Annotated in this window: 25 protein-coding genes and 1 pseudogene; 12 read left to right on the top strand and 14 right to left on the bottom strand. The window is 61.2% G+C overall.

Annotated elements, in window-relative coordinates:
* Nucleotides 1-138: 138 nt before the first annotated feature.
* The 7 genes from H9K75_RS15620 to H9K75_RS15590 all read right to left on the bottom strand — a co-directional run bounded on the left by H9K75_RS15620 (nucleotide 139) and on the right by H9K75_RS15590 (nucleotide 7,958).
* Nucleotides 139-1,503, bottom strand: coding sequence for an MFS transporter (locus H9K75_RS15620; protein WP_187723315.1), 1,365 nt, complete (start codon nucleotides 1,501-1,503; stop codon nucleotides 139-141).
* A gap of 115 nt (nucleotides 1,504-1,618) precedes the next feature.
* A complete protein-coding gene (locus H9K75_RS15615) occupies nucleotides 1,619-2,860 on the bottom strand; it encodes a porin (RefSeq protein ID WP_187723314.1) in 1,242 nt (413 codons plus the stop codon).
* Between the two features lie 272 nt (nucleotides 2,861-3,132).
* Nucleotides 3,133-4,791: a fatty acid--CoA ligase gene (locus tag H9K75_RS15610; RefSeq protein WP_187723313.1), complete on the bottom strand. Its 1,659-nt coding sequence runs from the start codon at nucleotides 4,789-4,791 to the stop codon at nucleotides 3,133-3,135.
* 16 nt (nucleotides 4,792-4,807) lie between these two features.
* Nucleotides 4,808-5,479: a DsbA family oxidoreductase gene (locus tag H9K75_RS15605; protein WP_187723312.1), complete on the bottom strand. Its 672-nt coding sequence runs from the start codon at nucleotides 5,477-5,479 to the stop codon at nucleotides 4,808-4,810.
* Nucleotides 5,480-5,481: 2 nt separating this feature from the next.
* Entirely contained in the window at nucleotides 5,482-6,084 is a 603-nt protein-coding gene (locus H9K75_RS15600) for an RBBP9/YdeN family alpha/beta hydrolase (RefSeq protein WP_226858258.1), read from the bottom strand.
* A gap of 17 nt (nucleotides 6,085-6,101) precedes the next feature.
* Entirely contained in the window at nucleotides 6,102-6,950 is an 849-nt protein-coding gene (locus H9K75_RS15595; RefSeq protein ID WP_187723311.1) for a TauD/TfdA dioxygenase family protein, read from the bottom strand.
* Between the two features lie 27 nt (nucleotides 6,951-6,977).
* Nucleotides 6,978-7,958: a quinone oxidoreductase family protein gene (locus H9K75_RS15590; RefSeq protein ID WP_187723310.1), complete on the bottom strand. Its 981-nt coding sequence runs from the start codon at nucleotides 7,956-7,958 to the stop codon at nucleotides 6,978-6,980.
* Here H9K75_RS15590 and H9K75_RS15585 point away from each other — a divergent pair.
* Nucleotides 7,957-8,238: a hypothetical protein gene (locus H9K75_RS15585; RefSeq protein WP_187723309.1), complete on the top strand. Its 282-nt coding sequence runs from the start codon at nucleotides 7,957-7,959 to the stop codon at nucleotides 8,236-8,238. The two genes, H9K75_RS15590 and H9K75_RS15585, sit on opposite strands and share 2 nt — an antisense overlap.
* Nucleotides 8,239-8,402: 164 nt before the next feature.
* Here H9K75_RS15585 and H9K75_RS15580 read toward each other — a convergent pair whose 3' ends face one another.
* Nucleotides 8,403-9,404 carry an AraC family transcriptional regulator gene (locus H9K75_RS15580; protein ID WP_187723308.1) on the bottom strand — a complete coding sequence of 334 codons (1,002 nt, stop codon included), beginning with the start codon at nucleotides 9,402-9,404 and terminating at the stop codon, nucleotides 8,403-8,405.
* A gap of 202 nt (nucleotides 9,405-9,606) precedes the next feature.
* On the opposite strand from H9K75_RS15580, the gene H9K75_RS15575 reads away from it, so the two are divergent.
* On the top strand, nucleotides 9,607-10,641 hold the full coding sequence (locus H9K75_RS15575) for a Bug family tripartite tricarboxylate transporter substrate binding protein (RefSeq protein ID WP_187723307.1): 1,035 nt from the start codon (nucleotides 9,607-9,609) through the stop codon (nucleotides 10,639-10,641).
* Between the two features lie 50 nt (nucleotides 10,642-10,691).
* Here the strand turns inward: H9K75_RS15575 and H9K75_RS15570 are convergent, their stop codons facing one another.
* On the bottom strand, nucleotides 10,692-11,249 hold the full coding sequence (locus H9K75_RS15570) for a VOC family protein (RefSeq protein WP_187723306.1): 558 nt from the start codon (nucleotides 11,247-11,249) through the stop codon (nucleotides 10,692-10,694).
* 100 nt (nucleotides 11,250-11,349) lie between these two features.
* On the bottom strand, nucleotides 11,350-11,751 hold the full coding sequence (locus H9K75_RS15565) for a LuxR C-terminal-related transcriptional regulator (RefSeq protein ID WP_187723305.1): 402 nt from the start codon (nucleotides 11,749-11,751) through the stop codon (nucleotides 11,350-11,352).
* Nucleotides 11,752-12,030: 279 nt separating this feature from the next.
* Between H9K75_RS15565 and H9K75_RS15560 the strand changes: the two genes are divergently transcribed.
* The 7 genes from H9K75_RS15560 (at nucleotide 12,031) to H9K75_RS15530 (ending at nucleotide 16,089) form a co-directional block, all read left to right on the top strand.
* Complete coding sequence (locus tag H9K75_RS15560) at nucleotides 12,031-12,987, top strand: SDR family NAD(P)-dependent oxidoreductase (RefSeq protein WP_187723304.1); 957 nt, start codon at nucleotides 12,031-12,033, stop codon at nucleotides 12,985-12,987.
* Between the two features lie 14 nt (nucleotides 12,988-13,001).
* A complete protein-coding gene (locus H9K75_RS15555) occupies nucleotides 13,002-13,295 on the top strand; it encodes a PhlB family protein (protein ID WP_187723303.1) in 294 nt (97 codons plus the stop codon).
* Nucleotides 13,296-13,385: 90 nt separating this feature from the next.
* Nucleotides 13,386-14,000: a beta-ketoacyl synthase N-terminal-like domain-containing protein gene (locus H9K75_RS24845; RefSeq protein ID WP_187723302.1), complete on the top strand. Its 615-nt coding sequence runs from the start codon at nucleotides 13,386-13,388 to the stop codon at nucleotides 13,998-14,000.
* Complete coding sequence (locus H9K75_RS25230) at nucleotides 13,901-14,407, top strand: thiolase C-terminal domain-containing protein (protein WP_187723301.1); 507 nt, start codon at nucleotides 13,901-13,903, stop codon at nucleotides 14,405-14,407. Before H9K75_RS24845 ends, H9K75_RS25230 begins: the two co-directional genes overlap by 100 nt.
* Before the next feature lie 30 nt (nucleotides 14,408-14,437).
* Nucleotides 14,438-14,692 carry a MaoC family protein gene (locus H9K75_RS15540; protein WP_187723300.1) on the top strand — a complete coding sequence of 85 codons (255 nt, stop codon included), beginning with the start codon at nucleotides 14,438-14,440 and terminating at the stop codon, nucleotides 14,690-14,692.
* 35 nt (nucleotides 14,693-14,727) lie between these two features.
* Nucleotides 14,728-15,288 carry a MaoC family dehydratase gene (locus H9K75_RS15535; RefSeq protein WP_187723299.1) on the top strand — a complete coding sequence of 187 codons (561 nt, stop codon included), beginning with the start codon at nucleotides 14,728-14,730 and terminating at the stop codon, nucleotides 15,286-15,288.
* Nucleotides 15,289-15,468: 180 nt separating this feature from the next.
* Entirely contained in the window at nucleotides 15,469-16,089 is a 621-nt protein-coding gene (locus tag H9K75_RS15530) for a TetR/AcrR family transcriptional regulator (RefSeq protein ID WP_187723298.1), read from the top strand.
* 26 nt (nucleotides 16,090-16,115) lie between these two features.
* On the opposite strand, the gene H9K75_RS15525 is transcribed toward H9K75_RS15530, so the two are convergent.
* The 3 genes from H9K75_RS15525 to H9K75_RS15515 form a co-directional block, all read right to left on the bottom strand.
* Nucleotides 16,116-17,279, bottom strand: a complete 1,164-nt coding sequence (locus H9K75_RS15525) for an acyl-CoA dehydrogenase family protein (RefSeq protein WP_187723297.1) — start codon at nucleotides 17,277-17,279, stop codon at nucleotides 16,116-16,118.
* Between the two features lie 69 nt (nucleotides 17,280-17,348).
* Nucleotides 17,349-17,789, bottom strand: coding sequence for a class I adenylate-forming enzyme family protein (locus H9K75_RS25580; RefSeq protein ID WP_187723296.1), 441 nt, complete (start codon nucleotides 17,787-17,789; stop codon nucleotides 17,349-17,351).
* Nucleotides 17,786-18,883: a class I adenylate-forming enzyme family protein gene (locus H9K75_RS15515; protein WP_187723295.1), complete on the bottom strand. Its 1,098-nt coding sequence runs from the start codon at nucleotides 18,881-18,883 to the stop codon at nucleotides 17,786-17,788. The genes H9K75_RS25580 and H9K75_RS15515 overlap by 4 nt, the downstream gene beginning before the upstream one ends.
* Before the next feature lie 576 nt (nucleotides 18,884-19,459).
* Here H9K75_RS15515 and H9K75_RS15510 point away from each other — a divergent pair.
* The 3 genes and pseudogenes from H9K75_RS15510 to H9K75_RS15500 form a co-directional block, all read left to right on the top strand.
* Entirely contained in the window at nucleotides 19,460-20,788 is a 1,329-nt protein-coding gene (locus H9K75_RS15510) for a porin (protein ID WP_187723294.1), read from the top strand.
* Between the two features lie 227 nt (nucleotides 20,789-21,015).
* Nucleotides 21,016-22,005 (top strand): Bug family tripartite tricarboxylate transporter substrate binding protein, encoded by a 990-nt coding sequence (locus H9K75_RS15505; protein WP_187723293.1) that lies wholly within the window; start codon nucleotides 21,016-21,018, stop codon nucleotides 22,003-22,005.
* Nucleotides 22,006-22,216: 211 nt separating this feature from the next.
* Nucleotides 22,217-22,500: pseudogene (locus H9K75_RS15500) on the top strand (integrase core domain-containing protein); the annotation flags it as partial.
* 72 nt (nucleotides 22,501-22,572) lie between these two features.
* Here the strand turns inward: H9K75_RS15500 and H9K75_RS15495 are convergent.
* On the bottom strand, nucleotides 22,573-23,283 hold the full coding sequence (locus H9K75_RS15495; protein WP_264293813.1) for an isocitrate lyase/PEP mutase family protein: 711 nt from the start codon (nucleotides 23,281-23,283) through the stop codon (nucleotides 22,573-22,575).
* Nucleotides 23,284-23,355: the final 72 nt, after the last annotated feature.

The raw sequence follows: 23,355 nt of genomic DNA, 5'->3' as shown, positions 1-23,355 counted from the left end.
CAAACATTAGCGGCATTGGCGCGCCGATGCTGCTAGGGTAGCGCGGTTCAAAGTCCATCCTTCCTCAGAAAAAAAGCGCCGCAGATCAAACTGCGGCGCTTCTTTCATTCACAACCGGTTGAACGAGTCAGTCAAGCTTCAAGCTTGCGCCTTCGGAAGATTGCCAAGGTCGACATCCCTTTGCGCGGCGGCTTGCACCTCGGCGCCGCGTACCAGTTCCGCCGCCATACGCGCGTCCGCCTCATAGGAGCGCGACGCCCTCCAGTAAAAGATCGATGCCAGAAAGCCCGCCGCCGGAATCACCGAGAGGGCGGTCTGCAAGCCCCAATGGTCGGAGATGACACCGCCAAGGAATGGCCCCACGGCCAGGCCGAACAGGTTGATCGCAAAGGCATGCACGGCGGCGCCGGTGGAACGCAGGCCCGGATGCGTCACGTCCAGAATCGCGCTGACCGAGACACCGACGGTGCAGGTCATCATCGACCCACCGGCCAGGATCAGGATGAATTGGGCGGTCTGGCCCATCGGGGCCGTGAAGGCGGTGATGAACAGCAACGCCGTGAGCACCGTTGTCATGCTGAGCAACAACAGCTTGTTGGCGCCGCGCTGTCGGCCAACGCGATCTGCGACCCAGCCCCAGAACAGCGCGCCGAACGCACCCATCAGCACCAGCACGGCTGCGTACTTGGCGGCAGTGGCCGTCGGCATGCCGTGGTAACGGTTGAAGAAGCTGGGCATCCACGACCACATGGCCGACACCACGATCATCTGGAACGAGCCTGCAATGCAGAGAACCCACATCGTCGGGCCACGGCTCAGCGTCTTGAACATGCGCGAAAGATGCGCCCCGGGTCCGCCGCTGTCCACGGTGGGTGCGATCTTCACAATCACATTCTTGTAGTCCGGCACCAGCAGAAACAGCAGCGCCATGATCATTCCCGGGAATCCCACCGCGCCAAATGCGGCACGCCATCCCCAATGATCGGCAATCACGCCGCCGAGCACTACGCCAAGCACCGCCCCCACCGAACTTGCGCCGAAGAACGCGCCCAGCAGCGTGGCATGCAGGCGCTTGGGAAAGAGCGCGCTGATGAGCGCCGAGCCGACCGAGCCATAGCCCGTCTCGCCCAGACCCACGACGGCACGCGCCGCAAACAACTGTCCATAGCTGCGCGCGAACATGCAGGCGATGGTGGCGCAGCTCCAGATCGACGCCATCACGAAAATGCTTTTCACCCGGCCAAAGCGGTCGGCCAGCATGGCCACGGGAATGCTGCCGAGCGCGACGACGACCGAGATCACCGAAACCAGTCCCCCGAGCTGCTTATCGGACAGGCCCCACTCCTCCTTCAAATGCGGGAAAAGCGAAACAATGATCTGCCGGTCGATGTAGTCCGACATCATCAGCAGAAAGATCATTGCAAAACCAAACCATGCCCGGGCACGACTGACGCTGTAGTCCGTGCGTGCGTTCGTGTCGTCGTTTGCGCTCGTGGTAATCATTGAAAGCTCCATCCCGTTGGGGATTCAGACCATTCGCCCGGCTGCCTCATCAAGGCAGCACTGACGGCATGATGGTTCATTTCCGGATTGTGCGAAGCAGCACGATGAAGTGCTGTCAGAACGTGTGACGCACGCCCGTCATAACCGCATGCACGTTCTTGTCGGCCGCGACCGGCGTTGCATACATCGGGCTCATTGCCATGTTGTCGCCCTTGTTGGTCACGTGCGCGCCTTGCAGATACAACCAGGTACGCTTGGAAAGCATGTATTCCGCGCCCACCACCAGTTGCGTTGACTTGTGGCCCGCGTTCTTGTTGTCCTTGACGTAGTAGTAGCCTGCCAGCAGGTTGATCTGCGCCGTGGGCTTCCAGCCGACCCCGACATTCATCATGTCCAGGCTGTCGGACCCGCCGGGCATCACGGCATGCGATGGGTTGCGCGCCGCGTAGTACTGCCCGCCCACCGTGTAGGCACCCCAGTTGTAGAGCGCACCGAGCGAATACAGCCGGTTGGTGTTCGCGGTGGGCGAGAAACCTGACGCTGCCGCTGCCCGCGCGCCCGCCGCCGCGTCGCCCTTGGCTGCGGCGGTATAGAGCGCCAGCGCCGTGCCGTAGTTGTTGCCGTATCCGTTGTAATACAGGGCAGAGAGCTTGAGTCCGTCCTTGGTGTAGAGCGCGGTCACGGCCTGCTGCGAATGGGCCTTGCCACCGCCTTCGCCGAACGAGTACGCAAAGTCGAGCTTCAGGTTGTTCCACACCGGTGTGGTGTAGACAATGGTGTTGTCGTCGTAGATGGTTCCAAACGCGACGTTGGAGTTATTACCGATCCACGACTTGCTCGCCGCATTCATGGACACCAGCGCCGTGAGCGCGGAGCCGAAATAGCGCATGCCGCGCACGTCGGTATGCATCATCGCCCAAGCCGCGGGAGAGAACTGGCGACCCAGTTTGATCTCGCCAAAACCGCCTGCAAGGCCGACGGTCGACATCTGGTTGAACTGCGACGTCGTCGCGCTTGAATTCGGGCCGCCCGCATTTCCATTGGCGAGATTCAGATTGCCCTGCACGTGGAATGTGGCCTTGAGGCCGCCACCAAGGTCTTCGACTCCCTTGAAACCCAGGTTGCTGGAGCCAAGGCCGCCGTCCTTCACACGCACGTCGGAGCCTTCGTATGCGGTGGTGGTCGGCAGGTAGCCGATGCCCTTGCTGTAGTTGGACATGCTGAGAATGCCAACGTCCATGGAGCCCGTGATGGTCACGCGGCTTTGCGCACCCGCCGGCAACGCGGCCACGGCAAGGGCGAAGGCGAAGGCGAAGGCGCCCAACCGGCCCATCCAGTGATGTTGTTGTGTTTTCAAGTTGTCTCCTGAATTCATTCGTGGGGTCTTGCGGATCTGCTTTCGTCCGCAATGCGTTCAACGTTTGTTCCAATTTTTTGGCTATCGACGTTGCAACGTGAATGGCAGTGTCATGTCGAGGCGTTTTTTTATTTCCGCTTTTGACGCCATTGATTTCTCTATTTGCGCCACTAGGGGATTCCCATGACATGGCCCCAAATTGGCCAAAAAAAGAGCCTGCCGGATCGCTCACCGGCAGGCCCTACGCGAGTCGCTCGCAGGAATCCCTTGAGTTACGCGGCTTCGGGCGGCGCGGCGCGAAGCTGTTTCTTGTTGACCTTGCCGACGCTGGTCTTGGGAATTTCCTTCACGAAGCGAATGCGCTCGATCTCGGGCACGGCATAGGCGCTCAGCCGCCTGGCCCGCACGTGATCAAGCAGATGCTCGCGCACCGTGGCCGCCTCCACGTCGGCCCAGGTCACCACGAAGGCCATCGGACGCTCGCCCCACTTCTCGTCGGGCACGCCGATCACGGCGGCTTCATGCACGCCGGGCACCTGCGTGATGAGCCCTTCGACCTCGATCGACGACACCCATTCACCGCCGGTCTTGATGACATCCTTGAGTCGATCCACGATCTGCACCACGCCATCCGGAAACATCACCGCAATGTCCTGCGTGTGCAGATAGCCGCCGCGCCAGAGCTCCTCCGATGCCTCGGGCTTCTTGAAATACAGCGGTGTCAGCGACGGGGATCGCAACACGATCTCGCCGCGCGTCACGCCGTCGCGCGGCACGTCCCGCATGTCCTCGTCCACCACGCGGAAGTCCACCATCAGCGACGGACGACCCGTGGAGCAGCGCAGCTTGAGATCCTCCTCGGCGCTTGCCGGAGCGCTGCGCGTCGGGGTGAGCGCAAGCGACACCACGGGGCCGGTTTCGGACATTCCGTAGCCCGCGAACACATCCATTCCCTTGTCGAGCGCTGCCTTGCAAAGCCCCGGCGGCAGCGCCGATCCGCCGATGATGACCTTCCAGCCGCTGAGGTCCTGCCCGGTCTTCTCGGCGCCGGTCACCAGCATCTGCAAGATCGTCGGCACGCAGTGCGAGAACGTCACCTTTTCCGTCTCGCGCAACCTGAGCAATACCTCGGGCACATAGCGCCCCGGCAGCACGGTGCGCAGGCCCAGCATGATGGTGATGTAGGGAAAGCCCCAGCCCAGCACATGGAACATGGGCGTGATCGGCATGTAGACGTCGGCGGTGGACAGGCGCTGGGTGCCGCCGGGCGAACACACGCTGAGCGCCGTTGCCATGGCGTGCAGCACGATATGGCGGTGGCTGTAGCACACGCCCTTCGGGTCACCCGTCGTGCCGGTGGTGTAGAAGGTCACGGCCTTGGTGTTCTCATCAAGATCGGCAAAGTCGTACTGCCTCGCGGCCTTGGTGACCAGCGCCTCGTACTCGCCCGCAAGGGCAAGCGAGGTGGCGGCCACCGAGCCATCGTCCGACAGCACCACCACGTGGCGCAGTCCCGGCAACTGGTCGCGGATCTGTTCGACGATGGGCAGGAAGTCCGTATGCACGAGCAGCACCTCGGCGTCGGAATCGATCATCGTGTAGAGGATTTGCGCGGGAGACAGCCGCACATTCACCGTGAACAGCGTGGCGCCCATCATCGGGATGCCGAAGTACGACTCGAGATAGCGATGGCTGTCCCAGTCCATGACGGCCACGGTCGTGCCGGGCTTCACGTCGAGCGCGCCCAACGCGTTCGCCAGTTGCGCGATGCGCTGGTGGAAATCGCGGAACCTGTAGCGCATCTCGCCACGGTAGGTGATTTCCTGATCGCCGTGCAGGCTCATGGCGTTGAGCAGCAACTGCTTGATCAGCAGCGGATAGGCGTAGGCCGACGCGGTCGGCTCGAGGATCAAGGCGTTGGAGTTCGTCATTTTGAAAAGGCTTTCTTCATGCTGTTGCCCGGTGGGTCAGCGCTTCCTGCATCGCGTCCAGCAAATCGGGCGCGGGCACTGCTCCGGTTCGCTGGATGCGGCGATTGAACACATAGTGCGGCACGCCGCCCGGTGCCAGCGCGCCCTGGCGCATGCCGGTGGTCAGCAAGGCCTCGGGCGACGCGGTCACGCCATGTGCATCGGCAAGCTGCGTGAGCACCGTGGTGTCGCCGAGATCCTGCCCGCGCACGAAGTAGGCGTCGTAGATGCTTTCCAGGAACGCGAACATCGCGTCGGCATGCAACTGCTCCTGCGCCGCGTTGACCAGCGCGCAGGCGAGCATCGAATTGGGAAAGCGCTCGATCGCATCGAACGCGATCCGGATGCCCACCGTGTCCGCGTGGCCCTGCACCTGCGCGCGGCGCGCAAGCACCGCCTCGCGGCTGCCGAGGCGGGCATCGTAGAACGCCTGATAGGGCACGCCGTCCATCGGAATGTGCGGCAGCAGTGAACTCGCGTGCCACAGCAGTTTCACGTCAAGCTGCGGCTGTTGCGTCTGCAAGGTGTGCAAGGCGCTGCGCAGGTTGCGAAGGCCGATCCAGCACCATGGACAGATCACGTCGAGAAAGTAGTCAACGCGCAACTCGTTCGCTGCCGCAGCGCCCGGATCGTATGGCGGTATCGTCATCGTCATGCGCTCACCCGCCCGGCTGTCAGTGGCTGCAGCAATCCATGCACGCCATCCCAGCGACCATAGCCGGAGGCCGGATTGAGATGCCCCACCTCGCCGAGATCGACGAGGCGCGCGCCCCAATCCTTCGCGAAGGATTGCGACGCCTCAAAGCGCGACAGCGGGTCATTGCGGCTCGCTGCCAGCACGGCGGGAAACGGCAGGCGTGCACGCGGAACCGGTGTCCAGCCATGGGCCTGCAATTGAGAAAGTGCGGGATAGCCTTCGGGCAGTGGCTCGTCCAGATTGGACGGCGTGGCCAGCAAGGCGCCTAGTATCGGGCGGCTCGCCTGCTGCGCCCAGTGCACGGTGGTGATCGCGCCCGCGCTGTGCGCCACCAGCACCACCGGACCCTGCACATCCGCGAGCGTTTTCGCCAGCGCGCCCACGCGTGCCGCGCGGCTGAGCTTGTCGTGTTCCAGCGGTGGCACGGTCACGGCGCGCTTGAGCTGCTTTTGCAGATGGGTCTGCCAGTGATCCTCCACATGATCGCGCAGACCCGGCACGAGCACGAAGGTCACGTCGTCGGAATACGTTGTTGCTGTGGTCGTCGTTGTCATCATGGCTGCCGTCGTTGCGCTCAGTGAGGACGCGAGCCGATGATGCCCGCGCGTTCCATCTTGCGGTGGCATGGGCCGTAGTCCATCACCGCATAGTGCTGCGTGGCGCTGTTGTCCCAGATGGCGATGCTATGGGGCTTCCAGCGCCAGCGCACCTGGTACTCGGGGATTTGCGCCTGGCTGATCAGGTAACGCAGCAGATCGCCAGAACCGGGGCTGTGGTCCTGCCCGAAGCGCACGCGCGAGGCCGTGTGGTAGTTGGTGAAATGCGTGGTGAAACCGTTCACGTAGAGAATCTTCTCGCCCGTGTCCACATGGGTGCGCACCACGGGATGCTCGGGATCGGGAAAGCGCTCCTTGAGCGCCATGCGCTTTTCGGCCGGCATGGCCGCGCCGAACGTGCACTCGATGCTGTGGCGTGCGCGCAGGTCCTGGATCTCGTCCTTCACCGGCTGCGGCAGGCGCTCGTAGGCCAGCACCATGTTGGCCCACATCGTGTCGCCACCGACGGGCGGGCATTCGAGGCAGCGCAGCACCGCGCCGAACTGCGGCACCTCGCGCCATGTGGTGTCGGAATGCCACGAGTTTTCATAACGCTCCGGCGGGCTCTCGGGCGTCTTGTAGATTTGCAGCAGCCCGGGATTCTCGGGATCAGAGCCGACGACGGGATGATCCTCCAGTTCGCCGAACCTGCGCGCAAACGCGACATGATCGGCGCGTGGAATGTTTTGATCGCGCAGAAACAGCACGCGATGCTTGAGCAGCGCCTTGCGGATTTCGGCGAACAGCGCATCGTCATGCACCGCATCGCTCAGGCTCACGCCCGTGAGTTCGGCGCCGATCGCGCAGGTCAATTGTTCAACTTGCATGGTGGTTTGTCTCCGGTTGCTTGTATTTCAGACCGTCAGGATGGCCGAGCCGATGATCTTTCGCGACTCCAGATCGCGGTGCGCCTGCGCCGCATCGGCCAGTTCGTAGCGCTGGGAGATGTCGACGCGGATGCGGCCCGCCACCACGTGCCCGAACAGTTCGTCGGCAAGACGCGCGCGATCCGCCGGGTCGGCCAAATAGTCCGCCGACGCGGGGCGCGTGAGAAACAGCGAACCCTTCATTGCCAGGATTTGCGGATTGAACGGCGGAATCATTCCCGAGGCCGTGCCCACGCAGATCATCAGCCCACGGCGCTTGAGGCTGTTGAGCGAGCCCTCGAAGGTGTCCTTGCCCACGCTGTCGTAGACCACGCTCACACCCTCGCCGTCCGTGATCTCGCGCACGCGCGCTGCCACGTCTTCATGGCTGTAATTGATGGTGTGGTTGCAACCGTGCGCCCTCGCCACTTCCGCCTTGGCGTCGGACGACACCGTGCCGATCACGGTCAGCCCCTGGAGCCTCGCCCATTGCGATACGAGCAGGCCCACGCCACCGGCCGCGGCATGCAACAGAATGGTTTCGCCGCCCTTGAAGTCGTAGATGCGGCGCATCAGATAGGCCGCCGTCAGGCCGCGCATGGTGATCGCGGCTGCGGTTTCAAACGAGATTTCGTCGGGCAGGCGGATCAGCGCCGAAGCATCGATCAGGCGCTCGGTGCTGTATGCGCCGAGCGTGTTGTGCGCGCCGGTATAGGTCACGCGGTCGCCCACCTTGAACTGCGTGACGCCCGCACCCACCGCCGTCACCGTGCCGCAGGCGTCGCTGCCGATGCCAGAGGGCAGCGGTGCCGGATAGAGGCCGGTGCGGAAATACGTGTCCGCAAAGTTCAACGCCACGGCGCCTTGCTGCAGCCGGACCTGACCCGCACCCGGATCGCCCACCGTCACGTCCTCGTAGCGCAGAACCTCGGGGCCGCCGATTTCATGGAAACGGGTCATCTTTGCCATGGATACTCCAATCAATTCAATATTCAGATTTCAACGGGATAATCCTGCCAATGGCCAAAATGCCTGGAAACGATTTACTGAAATCTTTTCAGGTGGATTTCCAACTCATTTTTCACGCGATATTGGAGTGAAATCGAGATTCAATATGCGGGCATTGGATTCGGCAGACTCTGGATTGAACTATATTCATCACCAGAAGCGTTATTTCTCTATTCGCGCCAAAATTTTTTCATTTAGCGTCACCTATGGTAAACACTTAGCAACGCAGAATCCCACATAAGCCGTTGTTTTATTTGATCTTTTCAAACATGAAACAAACCTGGCGCGCGATGACCAGTCAGCCCGAGCTTCGCGCACGGCGGGCTGGAGATATTCAAAGATCAGGAGGAATGTCGCGGTATGCGCAACGTATTTGAAGATGTGCGCTTGAAGGCACTCAAGAATTCACGCCAGCCGCGTTTGTCGCCATTGACGTGGGCTGGTGCCGAAATTCGCCTGAAACCAGCGGGTGAACGATGCCTGGCGCGAATATCCGGTGAGAGAGGCCACCTGGCCAATCGAATAGCGGCTGTTGTTCATGTAGCGCAGCACCAGATTCTTGCGCACGGTGTCGAGCACCTCCGAGAAACTCGTGCCGCTCTGGTCGAGTTGGCGCTGCAGCGTGCGCGTGCTCAGATGCATCTGCTCCGCCACGCGCTCGATGCACGCCTGCTCAAGCGGCATGAGCAGATAGATGTTCTTGCGCACCTCCTGCAGCAGCGCGTTGTCGCCCAGCGCGCGCATCGGCATGACGATGCTCTCGGCATAGCGCACGAGTTCGGGGTCCGCTGCGGGATTGGGCATGGCCATGTCGAGAGTCCGCAGCACGATGCCGTTGAACTCGCTGTTGAAGGTCACCGGGCAGCCGAAGAACTGCTTGTGCTGATATTGCTCCTGCGGTGCCGCATGCATGAACCGCACTTCCCTGGGTGACCACGCGCCACCCAACACGGCCTGGCAGGTGCGCATCATCACGCCTGCCACCAGTTCGCAGGACTGCTGTTGCGGAATCTGCGAATCGATCAACAGCTCGAAGCGCAGGATGCTCAGTTCGCCGGACTGTTCGAGCGAAATGGCGGTCGCGTCGTTGAGCAGCTTGCGATACTGGATCGCCGCCAGCCACATGTCGCGCAGCGTCGGCTTGTGGCGCATGAGCACGCCCATGATGCCGAAATCCAGCGTCTGGCGATGCTGCGCCATCTGGATGCCGAACGCGGCGCAGTGCGATTGCGCTGCCGCCAGATCGAGCAGCTTGCACAGCGTCTCGGCCGAGATGTGGCGCTCCGAATCGACCAAGGTGCTGGCGTCGAGACCCACCTGCTTGAGCAGTGCGTGCGAATTCACGCCGTGCATGTTGCAGACGTTCAAAAAGCCATTCAGCGTGACGGTTCTGACCAACGTATCCATTGCGCACCAACACAAAAAGATCGGTAGAAGTTTTCGCGACTTCGCCCTGATTCGAATCAGGGTTTATACCCCATGTCGCGCAAAGAGAAATTAGTGGCGCTTATAGAGAAAAATAGATTACCGATATTTTCTACAGTTCATCCAGCGCACGGCCACCACGGGAATTCATCAGACCAGCGCGCACCACAGGAGACAAACGGCCATGAAAACCTTCCACAACCACGGCGGCATTCTTCCCGGCACGTCCACGCGACGCGAGGTACTGCGCGCCGCGTCAGCGCTGGCGCTTGGCAGCGGCTGCGCGGGCTGGTCTCTTGCAGACACCAAGGCAACGGGTGGCGCATGGCCCGACAAGCCGGTGCGGCTCGTGATCGCCGGGCCCGCAGGCGGCTCGCCCGACATGGTGGCGCGTGCGCTGAGCGACCAGCTCGGACGATCCACCAAACAAGCATTCATCGTCGATCCCAAGCCGGGCGGCGCGGGCGTCATCGCCCTCAACGAACTGCTACAGGCGCCCGTCGATTCCTACACCCTGCTCGTGGGCGTGAGTTCGCTTGTGAGTGAGATTCCACACATCGTCAAGATGCGCCACGACACGCGCAAGGCCATCGTGCCGCTCGCCGAACTGGCGCGCGGCGGCATCGTGCTGGTGGCCGCGCCTGAGCTGCCCGTCAAGAATCTCAAGGACGTGATCGAGTTGAGCCGGGCCAGCAAGGACGGATTGAGCTATGCGTCCTACAGCCCCGGCACCATGTCGCACGTCGCTGGCCTGATCATGGGCCAGACCACCGGAGCCAGGCTCACGCACGTGGCCTACAAAGGCTCGACGGCGGGCCTGAACGACCTGATGGGCGGACATATTCCGCTGATGTTCGACGGTCTCGCCACATCGCTTCCGTTCATCCGCTCGGGCAAGATCAAGGCCATTGCGATCACGTCACCACAACGCTCGCCTTTGCTGCCCGAGGTTCCGACTTTCCAGGAACAAGGCCTTCCGCAACTCACCTATACCGGCTGGCTCGGGCTGTGGGCCAACAGCGCACTGCCTGCGGACAAACAGCAAGCCATCCGCCAGACGGTGCTTCAGGCCATGGACACGCCCGAGTTCAAGTCCACACTCGCGGGCGCAGGCTTCGAGCCAGGCACGCACCGCGACTCCGCAATGTTGCGCGCGGAACTGCTCAGCGACTACGACCGCGTGGGCAAGGTGCTGCAAGGCACGAACCTGAGGCCCTGAAAGAGATCCTCCCGGCAACACCTTCGGCGTGCAGCCGCCGACGCGTTGATTTACTGCGCAGCCCTGCGGCGTTGCTTTTCGAGCGTCCACTCATCGCATTTCTCGCGTGCGGTGCTGTAGGCCTCGCTCATGTATTCCTCGCCTGCGGTTTGAATGGTCAGTTCGAGGCGAATGCCATTCGGGTCGAAGAAATAGATCGACTCCACAAAGTGATGGTCGGTGACGCCAAGCACTTCGACACCGGCCGCTTCCAGGCGCGCCTTGGCCCGGTCGAGGTCTGCGCGCTCGGGCACGTTCAAGGCGAGATGCGTGACCCATTCCGGTGTGTTGGGAGATGGCTCTGCGGCCTCGTCGTCGCCGAGGTCAAAGAAGGCAATGCAGGAGCCGTCCTTCATCTGAAAGAAGATATGCACGTAGGGGCAATGCTCGCCGGTGCTCGGAACCACGTCGGCGCGAATGATGTGCACCAGCGGCATTTCCAGCAGGTCTTCATAGAAGCGGCGGGTTTCCTCGGCGTCACGGCAACGCCATGCGCTGTGATGCAGGCCCAGAACGGGAACGCCGATGGGCTCGATGGTGGTGTTGCGGGAAAGTGTAGATGTCGGCATGGAAGCTACCTTGAACAAAAATGTGGGATCAGGAAAAGAGCGCGTCCACAAGCGTGCCGCGCGCGGATGATTGAGGCGGCGGTCATCGCGGGAGCCGGCCTCAATTGCGTGTTGAAAACTGCGTGGGCGTGCAGGAGCTGAATTTCAGGTCGGCCTTGCCCAGGGTGCGCAGATCCATCTGCCACTGGTACCAAAGGTTCAGGTACCACATCCAGAGCTCGCGAATTCCGCCGATCTCCAGCCGCCGGTACGCGCGGGCACGATAGGTCTTGACGCTCTCCTCGCTGATTTCGAGCGACAGCGAAATGCCCAGCGCGGTCTGACACAGCAATACCCGCGCGCACACCTCCATTTCCCTGCGCGGCAGGTCCGTCATGGCGGTAAGGCACGTCTCCACCACGTCGAGCGAGCGCAGGGCTTCGGCGGGATTGGGGAAATGCGCCGACGCGTGTGGGGTCACCGAGGCAAAACCAGCGGGGCGATTGATGGCGACTGTCTCCATGGGGCCTCCGTTCAACTGACTGCGTCAGCGCACAATTCATATTGAAAACTGAATTCAAATTCATATTTACGATAAGTCTGTCGCCAGCGGTTGTCAATGGCCTTGGTATGAGCAATTGCCCTAAGACGCGCAAAATTTCAATGGACACCAGCACTTACGGTGCCTCTGAGGCCCCGTGGACGGCCCGTGGCAGCGAAATTTTTTTAGGGCAAAAGGGATTGACTTGTAAAAATCAATTTCACATAATTGAATTTGAATTCAATTTTAAAGGAGACATCCATGACGACCTCAGATTCATCCAACAAGCCCCTGGACGGCCGCGTTTTCGTGATCACCGGCGCGGGCCGGGGGCTCGGTGCCTCCTACGCAAAAGAAGCCGCACTGATGGGCGCCAAGATCGTGGTCAACGACATTGGCAAGACGCTGCAAGGCGAATCCACCGGGGAAACACCGGCCGAGGAAGTGGTGCGAGAAATCATTGCCGCTGGCGGTGAAGCGATTGCCGACACCCACGACATCACCGATTACGACGGCGCGCAGGCGCTTGTCGAAGCTGCCGTAAAGCGTTTTGGCAGCATGGACGTGCTCATCAACAACGCCGGCATTCTCCGCGACCGCATGTTTGCAAACATGAGCATCGAGGAGTGGGACGACGTGATACGAGTCCATCTGCGTGGTCACTTCTGCACCTCGCGTCATGCTGCGGCGTACTGGAAGGACAAGGCCAAGGAGCAAGGCAGCCCCGTCGATGCCGCCCTGATCCAGACCACCAGCATCGCGGGTCTGCATGGTCAACCTGGACAGGCGAACTACGCCACCGCCAAGTGCGGCATTGCCATGCTGGCGCACATCACCCACATGGAGCTGTTTGAGCGTTACGGCGTTCGCAGCTATGCGATTGCCCCGAGCGCGCGCACACGCCTGACGCTGAATTCGCCCGGCGCGGTGGAAGTGGTCAACAAGAAGATGCCCAACGGCTTTGACTACTTCGATCCCGACAACGTTGCACCGTTTGTGCTGTGGCTCGGCATGCGTGGCTGCCCTGCCCCGTCGGGCGCTGTGTTCGGCGTCGAGGGCGACGTGGTACGCCGCTACAACTCATGGCAAATCGGATCGACCGTGAACAACAACAGCAAGCGCTGGACGTTTGACGACCTGCAGGCTGCGGGCCCCGAGTTGTTCAAGGGTCAGGACCGTGCGTTCTCGCCGATGTCCGAAGTCATCAAACAATTCTGACGGGAAGAGACTCCATGCAAGTTGCCGAATTGAAGGCGTCCCGCGACCCGGTGACGCAACAGACCTACGTGCCGCCGCGCCCGCTGGTGGCGGATGGCTCGCTGCGCGAAGCCGAACTGGTGACGGTGCCCGCGCAAGGCGTGCTGTTTTCCTACACCACATTTCAAAACGAGACCTATGGACTGGTCGATCTGGACTGTGGCACACGCATCCAGACCCTGCTTGAGCCGGGCACGGAGCGCATCGGTGAGCGGGTAGTTTCGTATACGGTCGATGAAAAAGGACAAGCGAGGTTCGCACATGAATAACGTCATGATCGCCGGCGTCGGCATGGCGCCCTTCGCCAACCATGGCCCGGGCAAGGGCTGGAACTGGCACGCATTGCCGCCACCAACGCGTTGAACGACGCGGGCCTGACTTACGCGGACATTGACTACGTGGTCGTCGGCACAGCGCATCCGCTGTCGCCTCGCGGCATCTATGTGGCCAAGGAACTGGGACTGACCGGCGTGCCGGTGGAACACGTCACCAACGCGTCCGCCACGGCGCTTGCGGCGATACACAGCGCACGCCAGGCGGTGCTCAGCGGCGATGCCAAACGCGTGCTGGTGATCGGCATGGACTCTCCCGCCCGCGCGGTACCGGTGGAAGAAATCATCGTCAGCGAAGGCAATTTCCCGCCCGTCGTGTCATTCGCGCTCTGGGCCAAGCGCCGCATGCATGAGCGCGGCACCACACGGGAGCAACTCGCGAAGATCGCCGCCAAGAACTGGAACTATGCGCGCAGCAATCCCTACGCTGCGCGGCAGGCACCGGAAGAGGTCACCATTGACCGCGTGCTCGGAAGCCGCATGGTCGCCGATCCGTTCACCTCGATGATGTGCACCCCCTGGGCGAAGGTGCTGCGGCCGCCGTGCTGTGCAGCGACGATGCATGGCCGGAGGGGAACACGCATCCACGCATTCGGCTCGCATCCAGCGCTTACGGCAGCGACAGCTGGTCGCGCGAACTGATCCTTGAAGGCGCAATCGTCGGCCCGCCGGAGCTGTCCCGGACCACCGCCGCAAAAGCGCTGGCGCTCGCCGGTCTCACGTCCAAGGACGTGGATGTGGTTCAGGTGCATGATGCCTTCGCGGTCGAGGAATTCATCTACTACGAGCTGCTCGGCTTCTCGAAACCCGGTGAGACCGAGGCCCTGGTCGATCAGGGTGCCTTCGGTCCCGGCTCGCGCGAACGCTTTGGCCTGCCGGAGTTTTCCACCCACGGCGGCCTGCTCGCCGGTGGGCATCCGGGCGGCCCGACCGGGCTGGCTCAGATCTGGGAAACCGTGCGCCGTCTGCGTGGTGGTGACAAGGTCGGCATGTGCCATTTGCTCGGCTCGGGCTCCGTGTGCATCGTGCAGATGCTGGTGCGCGACTGAGCACATGGCATCGATTCAGGAGACATTAACGTGCCAGTGACCTACCAGCAACTCATGGACTTGCAGCGCCCCGATCAAGAGGTGCGCTATACCGAGAAGGACAGCATTCTCTACGCGCTGAGCGTAGGGACTGCGTCCGAGGGCATCGACGAGTCCGTTCTGCCCTTCGTCTACGAAAACCGCCCGATGCGGACCATTCCCTCCATGGCCACGGTGCTGATGCGTGCGCCTGTGCCGGAATCGGGAATCGATTTTCGTGGCCTGCTGCACGGGAACAGCGCCTGACGCTGCACCGTGAGATACCCGCGCAGGGAACCTTGATGGTCGATGCGGGAGTGAGCCAGGTGATCGACAAGGGGCCTGAAAAAGGCTCGATCGTCCTGTTCGAGTCGCGCGGTCGCACGCTCGAAGGCGAACCGGTGTTCACCACGGTGACCGTGCTGCTGGCGCGTCGGGATGGCGGCATCGGTGGGCCGGCGGGCTCACTGCCCACGCCTCACCCGATTCCACAGCGTGCTCCCGATCTGAGCGTGCGCGTTCCCACGCGGCCCGAGGCTTCGCTGCTCTACCGGCTCAACGACGATGCCAATCCGCTGCACGCCGATCCCGAGGTCGCGAAGAAGGCCGGATTCCCGGCGCCGATCCTGCACGGCCTGTGCACCTACGGCTCGGTCTGCGCGGCGCTGGTCAAGACCGTCTGCGAAGGTGATTCGGCGCGCATGGCCACGTTCGACGCGCGTTTCGCGAGCCCGGTGTTTCCCGGCGAGGAATTGCAGGTGGACATCTGGCGTGACCAGCACCTCGTTTCCTTTCGATGCAGCGTGCCCGCGCGCAATCAGGTCGTCCTTGATCACGGCCGCAGTGAACTCCGAGGTTCCTGACCCGGTTCGTCGAACCTCAGTGGCCCGGCACGCGCTGGGCCGCCGCCGTTCAAGGCTCGCGCCGTGCCCGCAGGGGCGGCGCGAGTGCCTTGGGGCATGCGCCCCGGCGACCTTGGCCTTGTGATAAATTCAAAGATCTCAATGCAATCAACTGTTGGCAGTATCTGCGGCAGAAACAGCGTGGACGCCTCTCAAACGATTCCTGTACAGCGCCGAAAGTCGGAGGCAACGCGGCAAGCCTTGCTGGAGGCCGCACGCGTGGTGATTGCCCGGGATGGCTACACCAATGCCCGCATCGTGGACATCGCGCGCGAGGCGGGCAAGTCGGCGGGGGTCTTCTACAGTTATTTTGAAGACAAGACCGGGCTTTTTTCCGCCTTGGTGGAGGCGTTCTACCAGGACATCAAGCGCGTCACGCCGACGCCCAAAGAGTACGACGACAGCCCTGCCGAAGCCGTGAAAAGCGGCATCGACGCGTTCTGGCACGCCTACCGGCATTTCCATCCCGAAATGGTGGGGCTGCTCGAGAGCGCCCTGTCCGATCCCGACCTGCTGGTCGTGTGGCGCAATATCCGTCAGCGCGGAATTCGCCGCTTTGCCCATCGCATCAAGAAGCAGCAGGCCCATGGCAAGTGTCTCGGAATGGACCCGGAACTCTCGGCCACCGCGCTGCAGGGCTTGATGGAGTTCACCTGCTTCAACTGGCACTCCCAGAAGCTGGACTTCCCCGGCGCACCCATCAGCGATGAGAAGGCCACCGAGGAGCTGTATCAGATCATTTCAAGAGTGCTCGAGATCTGAGCGCCGCGAGGCGCCCGTCTCTTTGTTTACGCTTTTCCTCGGCCGACCAGCGAGCGGCCAATGATTTCCTTCATCACCTCGTTGCTGCCGCCCAGAATGCGTTCGATACGCGCCGCCACCCAGACGCGCGAGATCGGAAACTCGCGCATATAGCCCCAGCCGCCGTGCATCTGCAGGCCCTTGTCAGCCACCCGGCCAAGCATCTCGGTCAGCCACAGCTTCCCCATGGATGCGCGCGTCGCGTCGAGCTTGCCGTCGAGGTATTGACGCAGCATGTCGTCCACAAAGGCACGGCCTACTTCCACGTCGGTCTTCATCTCGGCCAGGGTAAAGCGCGTGTTCTGCATGTCCGCCAGGCGCGCACCGAACATCTCGCGCTGCTCCACGTAGTCAATCGTCCACTGAAGCGCTGACTCCGCCTTGGATTGGCAGCCGATGGCAATCGACAGCCGCTCGCGCGCGAGTCCATGCATCAGTTGCTTGAAACCCTCGCCGGGCTTGCCGAGAACCGAATCGTCGGGCACGAACACGTCCTCGAAAAACAGCTCCGAGGTGTCCTGACCGTGGATGCCGATCTTCTCCAGATTGCGACCGCGCTGGAAACCCTTGCTCTTGGTGTCGACCAAAAACAGCGTGATGCTGTTCTTGTCGGCCAGGTCGGTCTTGGCAGCGACCACCACCAGATCGGAAGTCTGGCCGTTGGAGATGAAGACCTTCTGCCCATTGAGCAGCCAGCCGCCATCCGTGCGCGTGGCGTTGGTGCGCATGCTGCGCAGGTCACTGCCCGCGCCGGGCTCGGTCATGGCGATGGCACCGATCACCTCACCCGTAGCCATGCCGGGAAGCCACCGCGCCTTTTGCTCATCGCTTCCGAAGTTGATGATGTAGGGCGTGACCATCTCGGAGTGGATGAAGAAGCCCGGACCGGTGAGTCCATGGCGCGCAAGACCTTCCATCATCAGGACCGAATGCAGGAAGTCGCCGCCCGGGCCTCCATATTCCTCCGGCATGCTGGGACACAGCAAGCCATTGGCGCCGGCCTTGAGCCAGGCTTCCCGGTCCACATAACCCTGATCGTCCCAGCGCGCGTCATTGGGCAGCAACTCCTGCTGCGCGAAACGCTCGATCTGGTCCTGGTAAATCTGGTGCTCTTCCTGAAACGGCAAATTGCGGTTGCTAAGTGAATCCATCGCATTGACTCCGGTACATTGATACGTATCGACCCGCCGTAGTGAAGCGGGCTCGATTGCTGTGTTTCTTCAGCCGTTGATTTCTTTCCACTCCATGAGCAGATCGACCTTGCGGACCTTGCCCACCCCGGACAGCGGCATGGGCACTTCTCGCAGCGTGACGGTGCGGGGTGCCTTGTAGTGCGCAATGCGCTCGCGACAGAAGGCGATCAGTTCCTCGGCGCTACAGGTGCGGCCTGGCTTGAGGCAGACGACGGCGTGCACGGACTCGCCCCACTTGACGTCGGGAACGCCGATGACTGCGGCCGACTCCACGGCCTCGTGGAACATCAGCGCGCTCTCCACTTCACCGGCAAACACGTTCTCGCCGCCGGTAATGATCATGTCCTTGAGCCGGCCCGAGATCGTCACGAACCCATCCTCGTCGAGCGCCCCGAGATCCCCGGTGCGCAGCCAGCCACCATCCATGGCCTGCGCCGTCAGTATCGGCTCGCGCCAATAAGACTTCATGATGCCTGGCCCGCCAACTGGATTTCACCCACTTCGCCGGTAGGTGCCACCTTGCCCTCGGCATCGACGATGCGCAGCATGAAGGCGGGCGTGCAGCGCCCCGCGGACTTGATCTTTCCGGCGAGCGGCCCCTGAAGCACATGCCGGTCGGGAAGGAGCGCGGTACATGCGCCACCCGCCTCGGATTGCCCATAAATCTGCACCAGCCCCACGGACGGCGCATCGCTGAGCAATTGCAGCAACAGCGGCTCCTGGATCGGGGCGGTTCCATACAGAATCTTCTTGAGGCGAGCAAACACGTGTCGGCGCGACGTCGCTGCCTGAAGCACGCCCGAAATCATCGTCGGCACCATCACCACCACACTCGCGCCTTCGTCCTCGATGCGATCGAGCACGGCGTCGGGCGAAAACTCCGGCATGAAACTGTGAGCGCCCAATCCAGCGGTCGTCCCCATGGAGACCGTGAAATCGGCCAGGTGAAACATCGGCGCGTTGTGCAGGAACACCGTGTTTTCATCGAGTTCGTAATGGTCCTTGGCCGACATTGCCTGAATCAGGATCGCCAGATGCGTCAGCTCCACGCCCTTTGGACGACCGGTCGTGCCGCCGGTGTAGAAGATCGCGGCGGTCGCATCATGATCGCTGGGCTGAAACGGCATCGCCGCTTCGTGCTTCAACGGGTCGGCCTCTGCTTCCCACTGGCTCAGGGGCGTGAGCTGCGACGTGCTCAGGGCGCGAAGCTGCTGCGCGAGCTTGTCGGCCAGATGGGCATTGCGTTCATCGAAGAACAGATGCACGCAATCGCAATGACCGAGGATGTAGACCTGCTCCGCCACGCTGAGGCGCGTGTTCAGCGGCACCAGCACCATGCCCGCCCACAGCACCGCATAGTGCGCCTCCAGACATTCGGGCACATTGGCGCTCAGGACGGCAACCCGGTCACCGGGCTTCAGCCCCAGAACCTTGAGTTGGGTGGCGCGCGCGGCGACGCGCTGCAAAAGCTGCGCCCAGGTCGCCGCTTTTCCCTGGAATTGAACTGCGGTTGCGTTGGGTCGCTTCTGGACAGCCCCGACGAGTAATTGATGTACCGACATCTCGGCTGTCTCCTTTAATGTGAAGATGAATTCAAATTCAGTTTTGTGATTTTGAAGGTGATCTTTGCACGAGTCAATTCGTTTGTTATCAGGGGAAATACGGGGGTTTCGCCGATCCCACTGCACGAATTGGGTCGCGTTGCACCGGCAATGTGTCAGCTTGTTGACGTTGTCCCCTTGATGGGGACTGACGGTTTTTTGAAACCACTATCAAATCCAAACCCGAAAGAAGCTCAAGGGGTCCTCTGCACGAAGGGATCGACAAGCTGCTGGTGCGGATCAGGGCCGGATGCAAGCCTCAAACCGCTCAAGGCCGCGCTCGTCAAGCGATTCGTGAAGAGGGTTCCAAGTCGGTGCGCACCTGCACGACAACGATGGGCCGTCCACTCAGACCACATATTGGAGACAACCATGATTATCAGATCACGCGAATAAAAACCAAGACGCTTATCGGGCGCGCCAACCAGCGCGGTACCGTCAGACGAGCCGAAAATCTTCAAACGCTCGAACTTTCAAACTGCCCTTATTGGCGCAGCGGGGACTGCCTACGCCATTTTTCGAGAAACGAGAACTACCATGAGACACTTCAATAAGAACAAAATCGCCAGCCATCTCGCCTTGACGACATTGGCGCTGGCCGCCTCCTTTCCCGCTTCAGCCGAAACCGAGATTGAAGAATTGCGCAGGGAATTGGCGCAACAGAAAGAGTTGATTCAACAACTGATCACCGCGCAAAAAAGTGCGCCGGCCTACACGCCGCCAGCGGTTTCCGTTGAACCGCCGATTCCCGCTGCCGAAAAAGTAGTGACGTTCTATGGCATTGCCGACGTCGGCGTGCAAAACACCGATAGCGGACAAGGCAACAAGTGGTCCATCGGCACCGGCGGCTGGCTGGCTTCGCGTTTCGGCGTGAGCGTCAACAAGCCGATCAATCCCGACCTCAAGGCAGTGGCCGTTGCCGAAGCCGGCGTGCAGTACGGCACAGGTTCCGCCGGCGCTGCGTCCGTAATTCCAGGCATCAACAACGGCTACGCATCATCGAGTGCAGCGACCAGTGCAGGCGGCCAGTTGTTCGGTCGCCAAATCTATGCCGGACTCAATTCGAAAACCTTCGGTGCCCTGACCGCGGGCCGTCAGTACGCAGGTACGTTTGCACTGAACGGCATGTCCAACGCGTTGGCCTTCAACGGTTACGGCTATTCCGGCTCGATCATGGGCGCGAACGGCATGCCTACGCGTGTGAATAACTCGGTGGTGTACAACAGTCCCTCGCTCGCAGGCTTCAGCGGCCAGTTGCTGTACTCCACGGGCTCGGACAACAACACCAACGGCAACGTCCCCATCGCTCCGGGGTCCACGGTCAAGAGCAATGACAAGGCCGGACGCGGCATTGACCTTGAAGCGCATTATCTCAAAGGCCCCGTGCTGATTGGCGCATCCACCTGGAATTTCTACAGCACCACGTTCGCCGGAGCAGAAACCGGTCTCGCCAAGCGCACTGGCTTCCAGCTCGGCGGAGCCTATGACTTCGGTCCCGTCAAGCTGTTTGCCAACTACATGGATGGCCGCATCAAGGGTGGCGGCTATGAAAACGTCACCAAGGCCTTCTCCAAGACGGGTGCCTACAGCCTGAGCGCGATGATTCCTTACGGCAAGCATCGCTTCCACGCCAGCTTCACGGATTTCAACGACAAATCCGCCTACAACATGGATGCCAAACTCTACGGTATCGGCTACACCTACCAGGCCGAAGAGACCACCAAGTACTACATTGCCGCCGGTCGCATGAACAACAGCGCCAACGCCTCTTTCAGCCTTCCCGACGGTGGCAGCCTGGTTGGCAATGTGCTGACACCGGGCCGTGCTGTCACGGGCTTGATGGCTGGCGTAACGCTCGGCTTCTGATCATTGCTTAGTCAACGCGCCGGTGGATTCATCAATTGCGAACGATAGTGGCTGGAAGTGCTGCCTTGGATGCCTGTTTTTTTCATTTCCTTCCTGGTGGGGCGTGCGAATGCTCAGAAATGAAATCTCAGGCTTGCACAACACTGCCAGACAGAATCGTCGCTTTTTTTGAATGAGCCGCGCGCGTATCAAACACCAACGCAGAATTTATTTCCAAGAGGTATTGCATGGACCGCAGAAATTTCATCGGAGCGAGCCTGACCGGCATGGCCGCGCTGCCCTTCGGATCGGCATGGGCAGACGACTATCCCAAACGCGCCATTCGCCTGATCAACCCTTTCCCGGCCGGTAGCCCGACGGACGCCGTCGCGCGCAAGCTCGCAGAGTCGATTGCGCCACTGTTGGGGCAGCCCGTCTTCATCGACAACAAGACGGGAGCCGGTGGGTCCATCGGCACACAGGAAGTCGCGCGTGCCGTGCCAGATGGCTACACCATGGGTATTGCGATTGGCGACTCGCTCATCAGCGTGGCGTCCCTGCTCAAGAACCCGGGCTACGATTCACGCAAGGACTTGTCGCTGATCTGCAAATTCAGCTCCGCAACCGCAGTGCTTTTTGCCAATGCGCAGTCGGGAATCAGATCGCTCAGCGACCTGATCGCCAAGGCCAAGGCCAAACCTGAATCCATCTCCTACGCCTCGTTCGGACAGGGCACCCAGCCCCACCTGATCATGGCGTCTCTGGAGGAGGCGACTGGCGCGCAATTTGTGCACGTGCCCTACAAGGGCCTTGCCCCCGCCATCCAGGACCTGCTCGGCGACGTGATCCAAGTCTCCGTCGGCCCGCCAGTGATGATTGCGCAATACATGCAGAAAAAGCAGCTGTACCCGCTCGCCACTTTAGGCCCGCGCCGCACGGAATTTCTGCCGCAGGTTCCCACCTTCGTTGAACAAGGCTACAAAAATCAGTTCCTGAGCGAGTCCACTTGGTGGGCCGGCGTGATCGGCCCCAAGAAATTGCCGCAAGCGATCGTCGATCGTTGGAACGACGTGGTGAAACAGGCCATTTCAAAACCAGAATTCGCCCAATTTCTCGCGACCGGCGCTGGCGGACAACTGCCCACCTTCGTCGGCCCTGCCGACTTTGCCAAGGAACTTGCCGTCGAGTGGGAAATGACCAACGCCCTGCTGCGCAAAGTGGGGGTAACGCCGCAGTAATCAGAAAGCGGGCTGCGCATCGTGGCTTGCCACGCGCCGCCCGTTAGCGCATCGGGCACTGTGGCAACAAGGCCCATGCGCATTGCCTACGCTGACGACATCATCGGCATCCCGTTGGCGACTGCGGTTTCGCCAACGTCGTGGAGGAGTGCCTCAACGCCGGTATCCGCATGCGCGCGAAGCCGTAAACAAGGACATGATCGCCGTGCGCTGCTTGGCGCTGGACATCGAGCATCGCCTGTGTCCACCACGCCACCCGCAGACCAACGGCATGGTCGAGCGTTTAATGGCCGAATCAGCGAGGTGCTCAAGCAAACGCGCTTTGCATCAGCCGCACAGTTGGAGGCAACGCTGATGAGCTACGTGAAGACCTACAACCACCAGATACCTCAACGCGCGCTCGATCATGTGGCTCCTGTTCAGGCAATGAAAAATTGGTATTCCAAGAAGCCTGAGCTATTCAAGAAGCGGGTTTATAACCAATCGAGACTTGATAGCTCGGCTGCCCGCTATGCAACAAAGACAAGTGCAGCTTTATGTTGCGTGTTGGAACGACGAAGGATTGAGCTAGGATAAGAAATTGAGTTTGGTTTGCTCTGCGGAAGTGCGCAGCGATGCCATTGCACTCAAATACGACCCCGGGCCATAACTGATGCGCGAAACACCTGCATCTGCCAGCGTCGAATGATCAGGCAATCCGGGCGCAACCATCACATTTAATGGCAATTCAATGGTGGCGCACAAGTCTGCAATGGTTTCCAGATCAGCTAGGCCCGGCACGAATAAGCCGGAAGCCCCGGCATCGATATATGCATGGGCACGCTCGCGGGCTTGCTTCAGGCTCTCGCTGAGCGTCGAACTTCCGTAAAAAAATACGTCGGTTCGCGCATTGATGAATAGCTGGACGCCACGCGCTTCTGCCATACGGCGGATCGCTGCGATACGCGTGCTTTGCACCTTGATGTCATGCAGATCCGAGCCGGGAACGATTCGGTCCTCGAAATTAATGCCAGCTACGCCCAGGTCGACTAGGCGCGAAATATTCTGAGCGCCCGCTGAGGGATCGGCGTCGTAGCCACCTTCTACGTCAACGGTCACCGGGAGGTCGACCACAGCGACGATGCGCGCGACAGTTTGTTCCAGCAAATCAAACGGTAGTGATTCGCCATCTTCGAAACCTTGGGCCGCGGCGACGGCCCAACTACTGGTGGCGATGACTGGTGCACCGGCTTCGGCGATTGCCTTGGCGCTGCCTGCGTCCCACGCGTTGTAGAGCACTAATGGTCTACCCTTAACATGGAGATTGGATAAGCGCCGTGCGCGTTCGTGCGATTGGAAGTGCATGGAGGG

Source organism: Diaphorobacter aerolatus (genome assembly GCF_014489535.1).
Classification (GTDB): domain Bacteria; phylum Pseudomonadota; class Gammaproteobacteria; order Burkholderiales; family Burkholderiaceae_C; genus Diaphorobacter_A; species Diaphorobacter_A aerolatus.
Note: the sequence above shows the minus strand (reverse complement) of the source record. Positions and strands in the feature narration are given on the sequence as shown.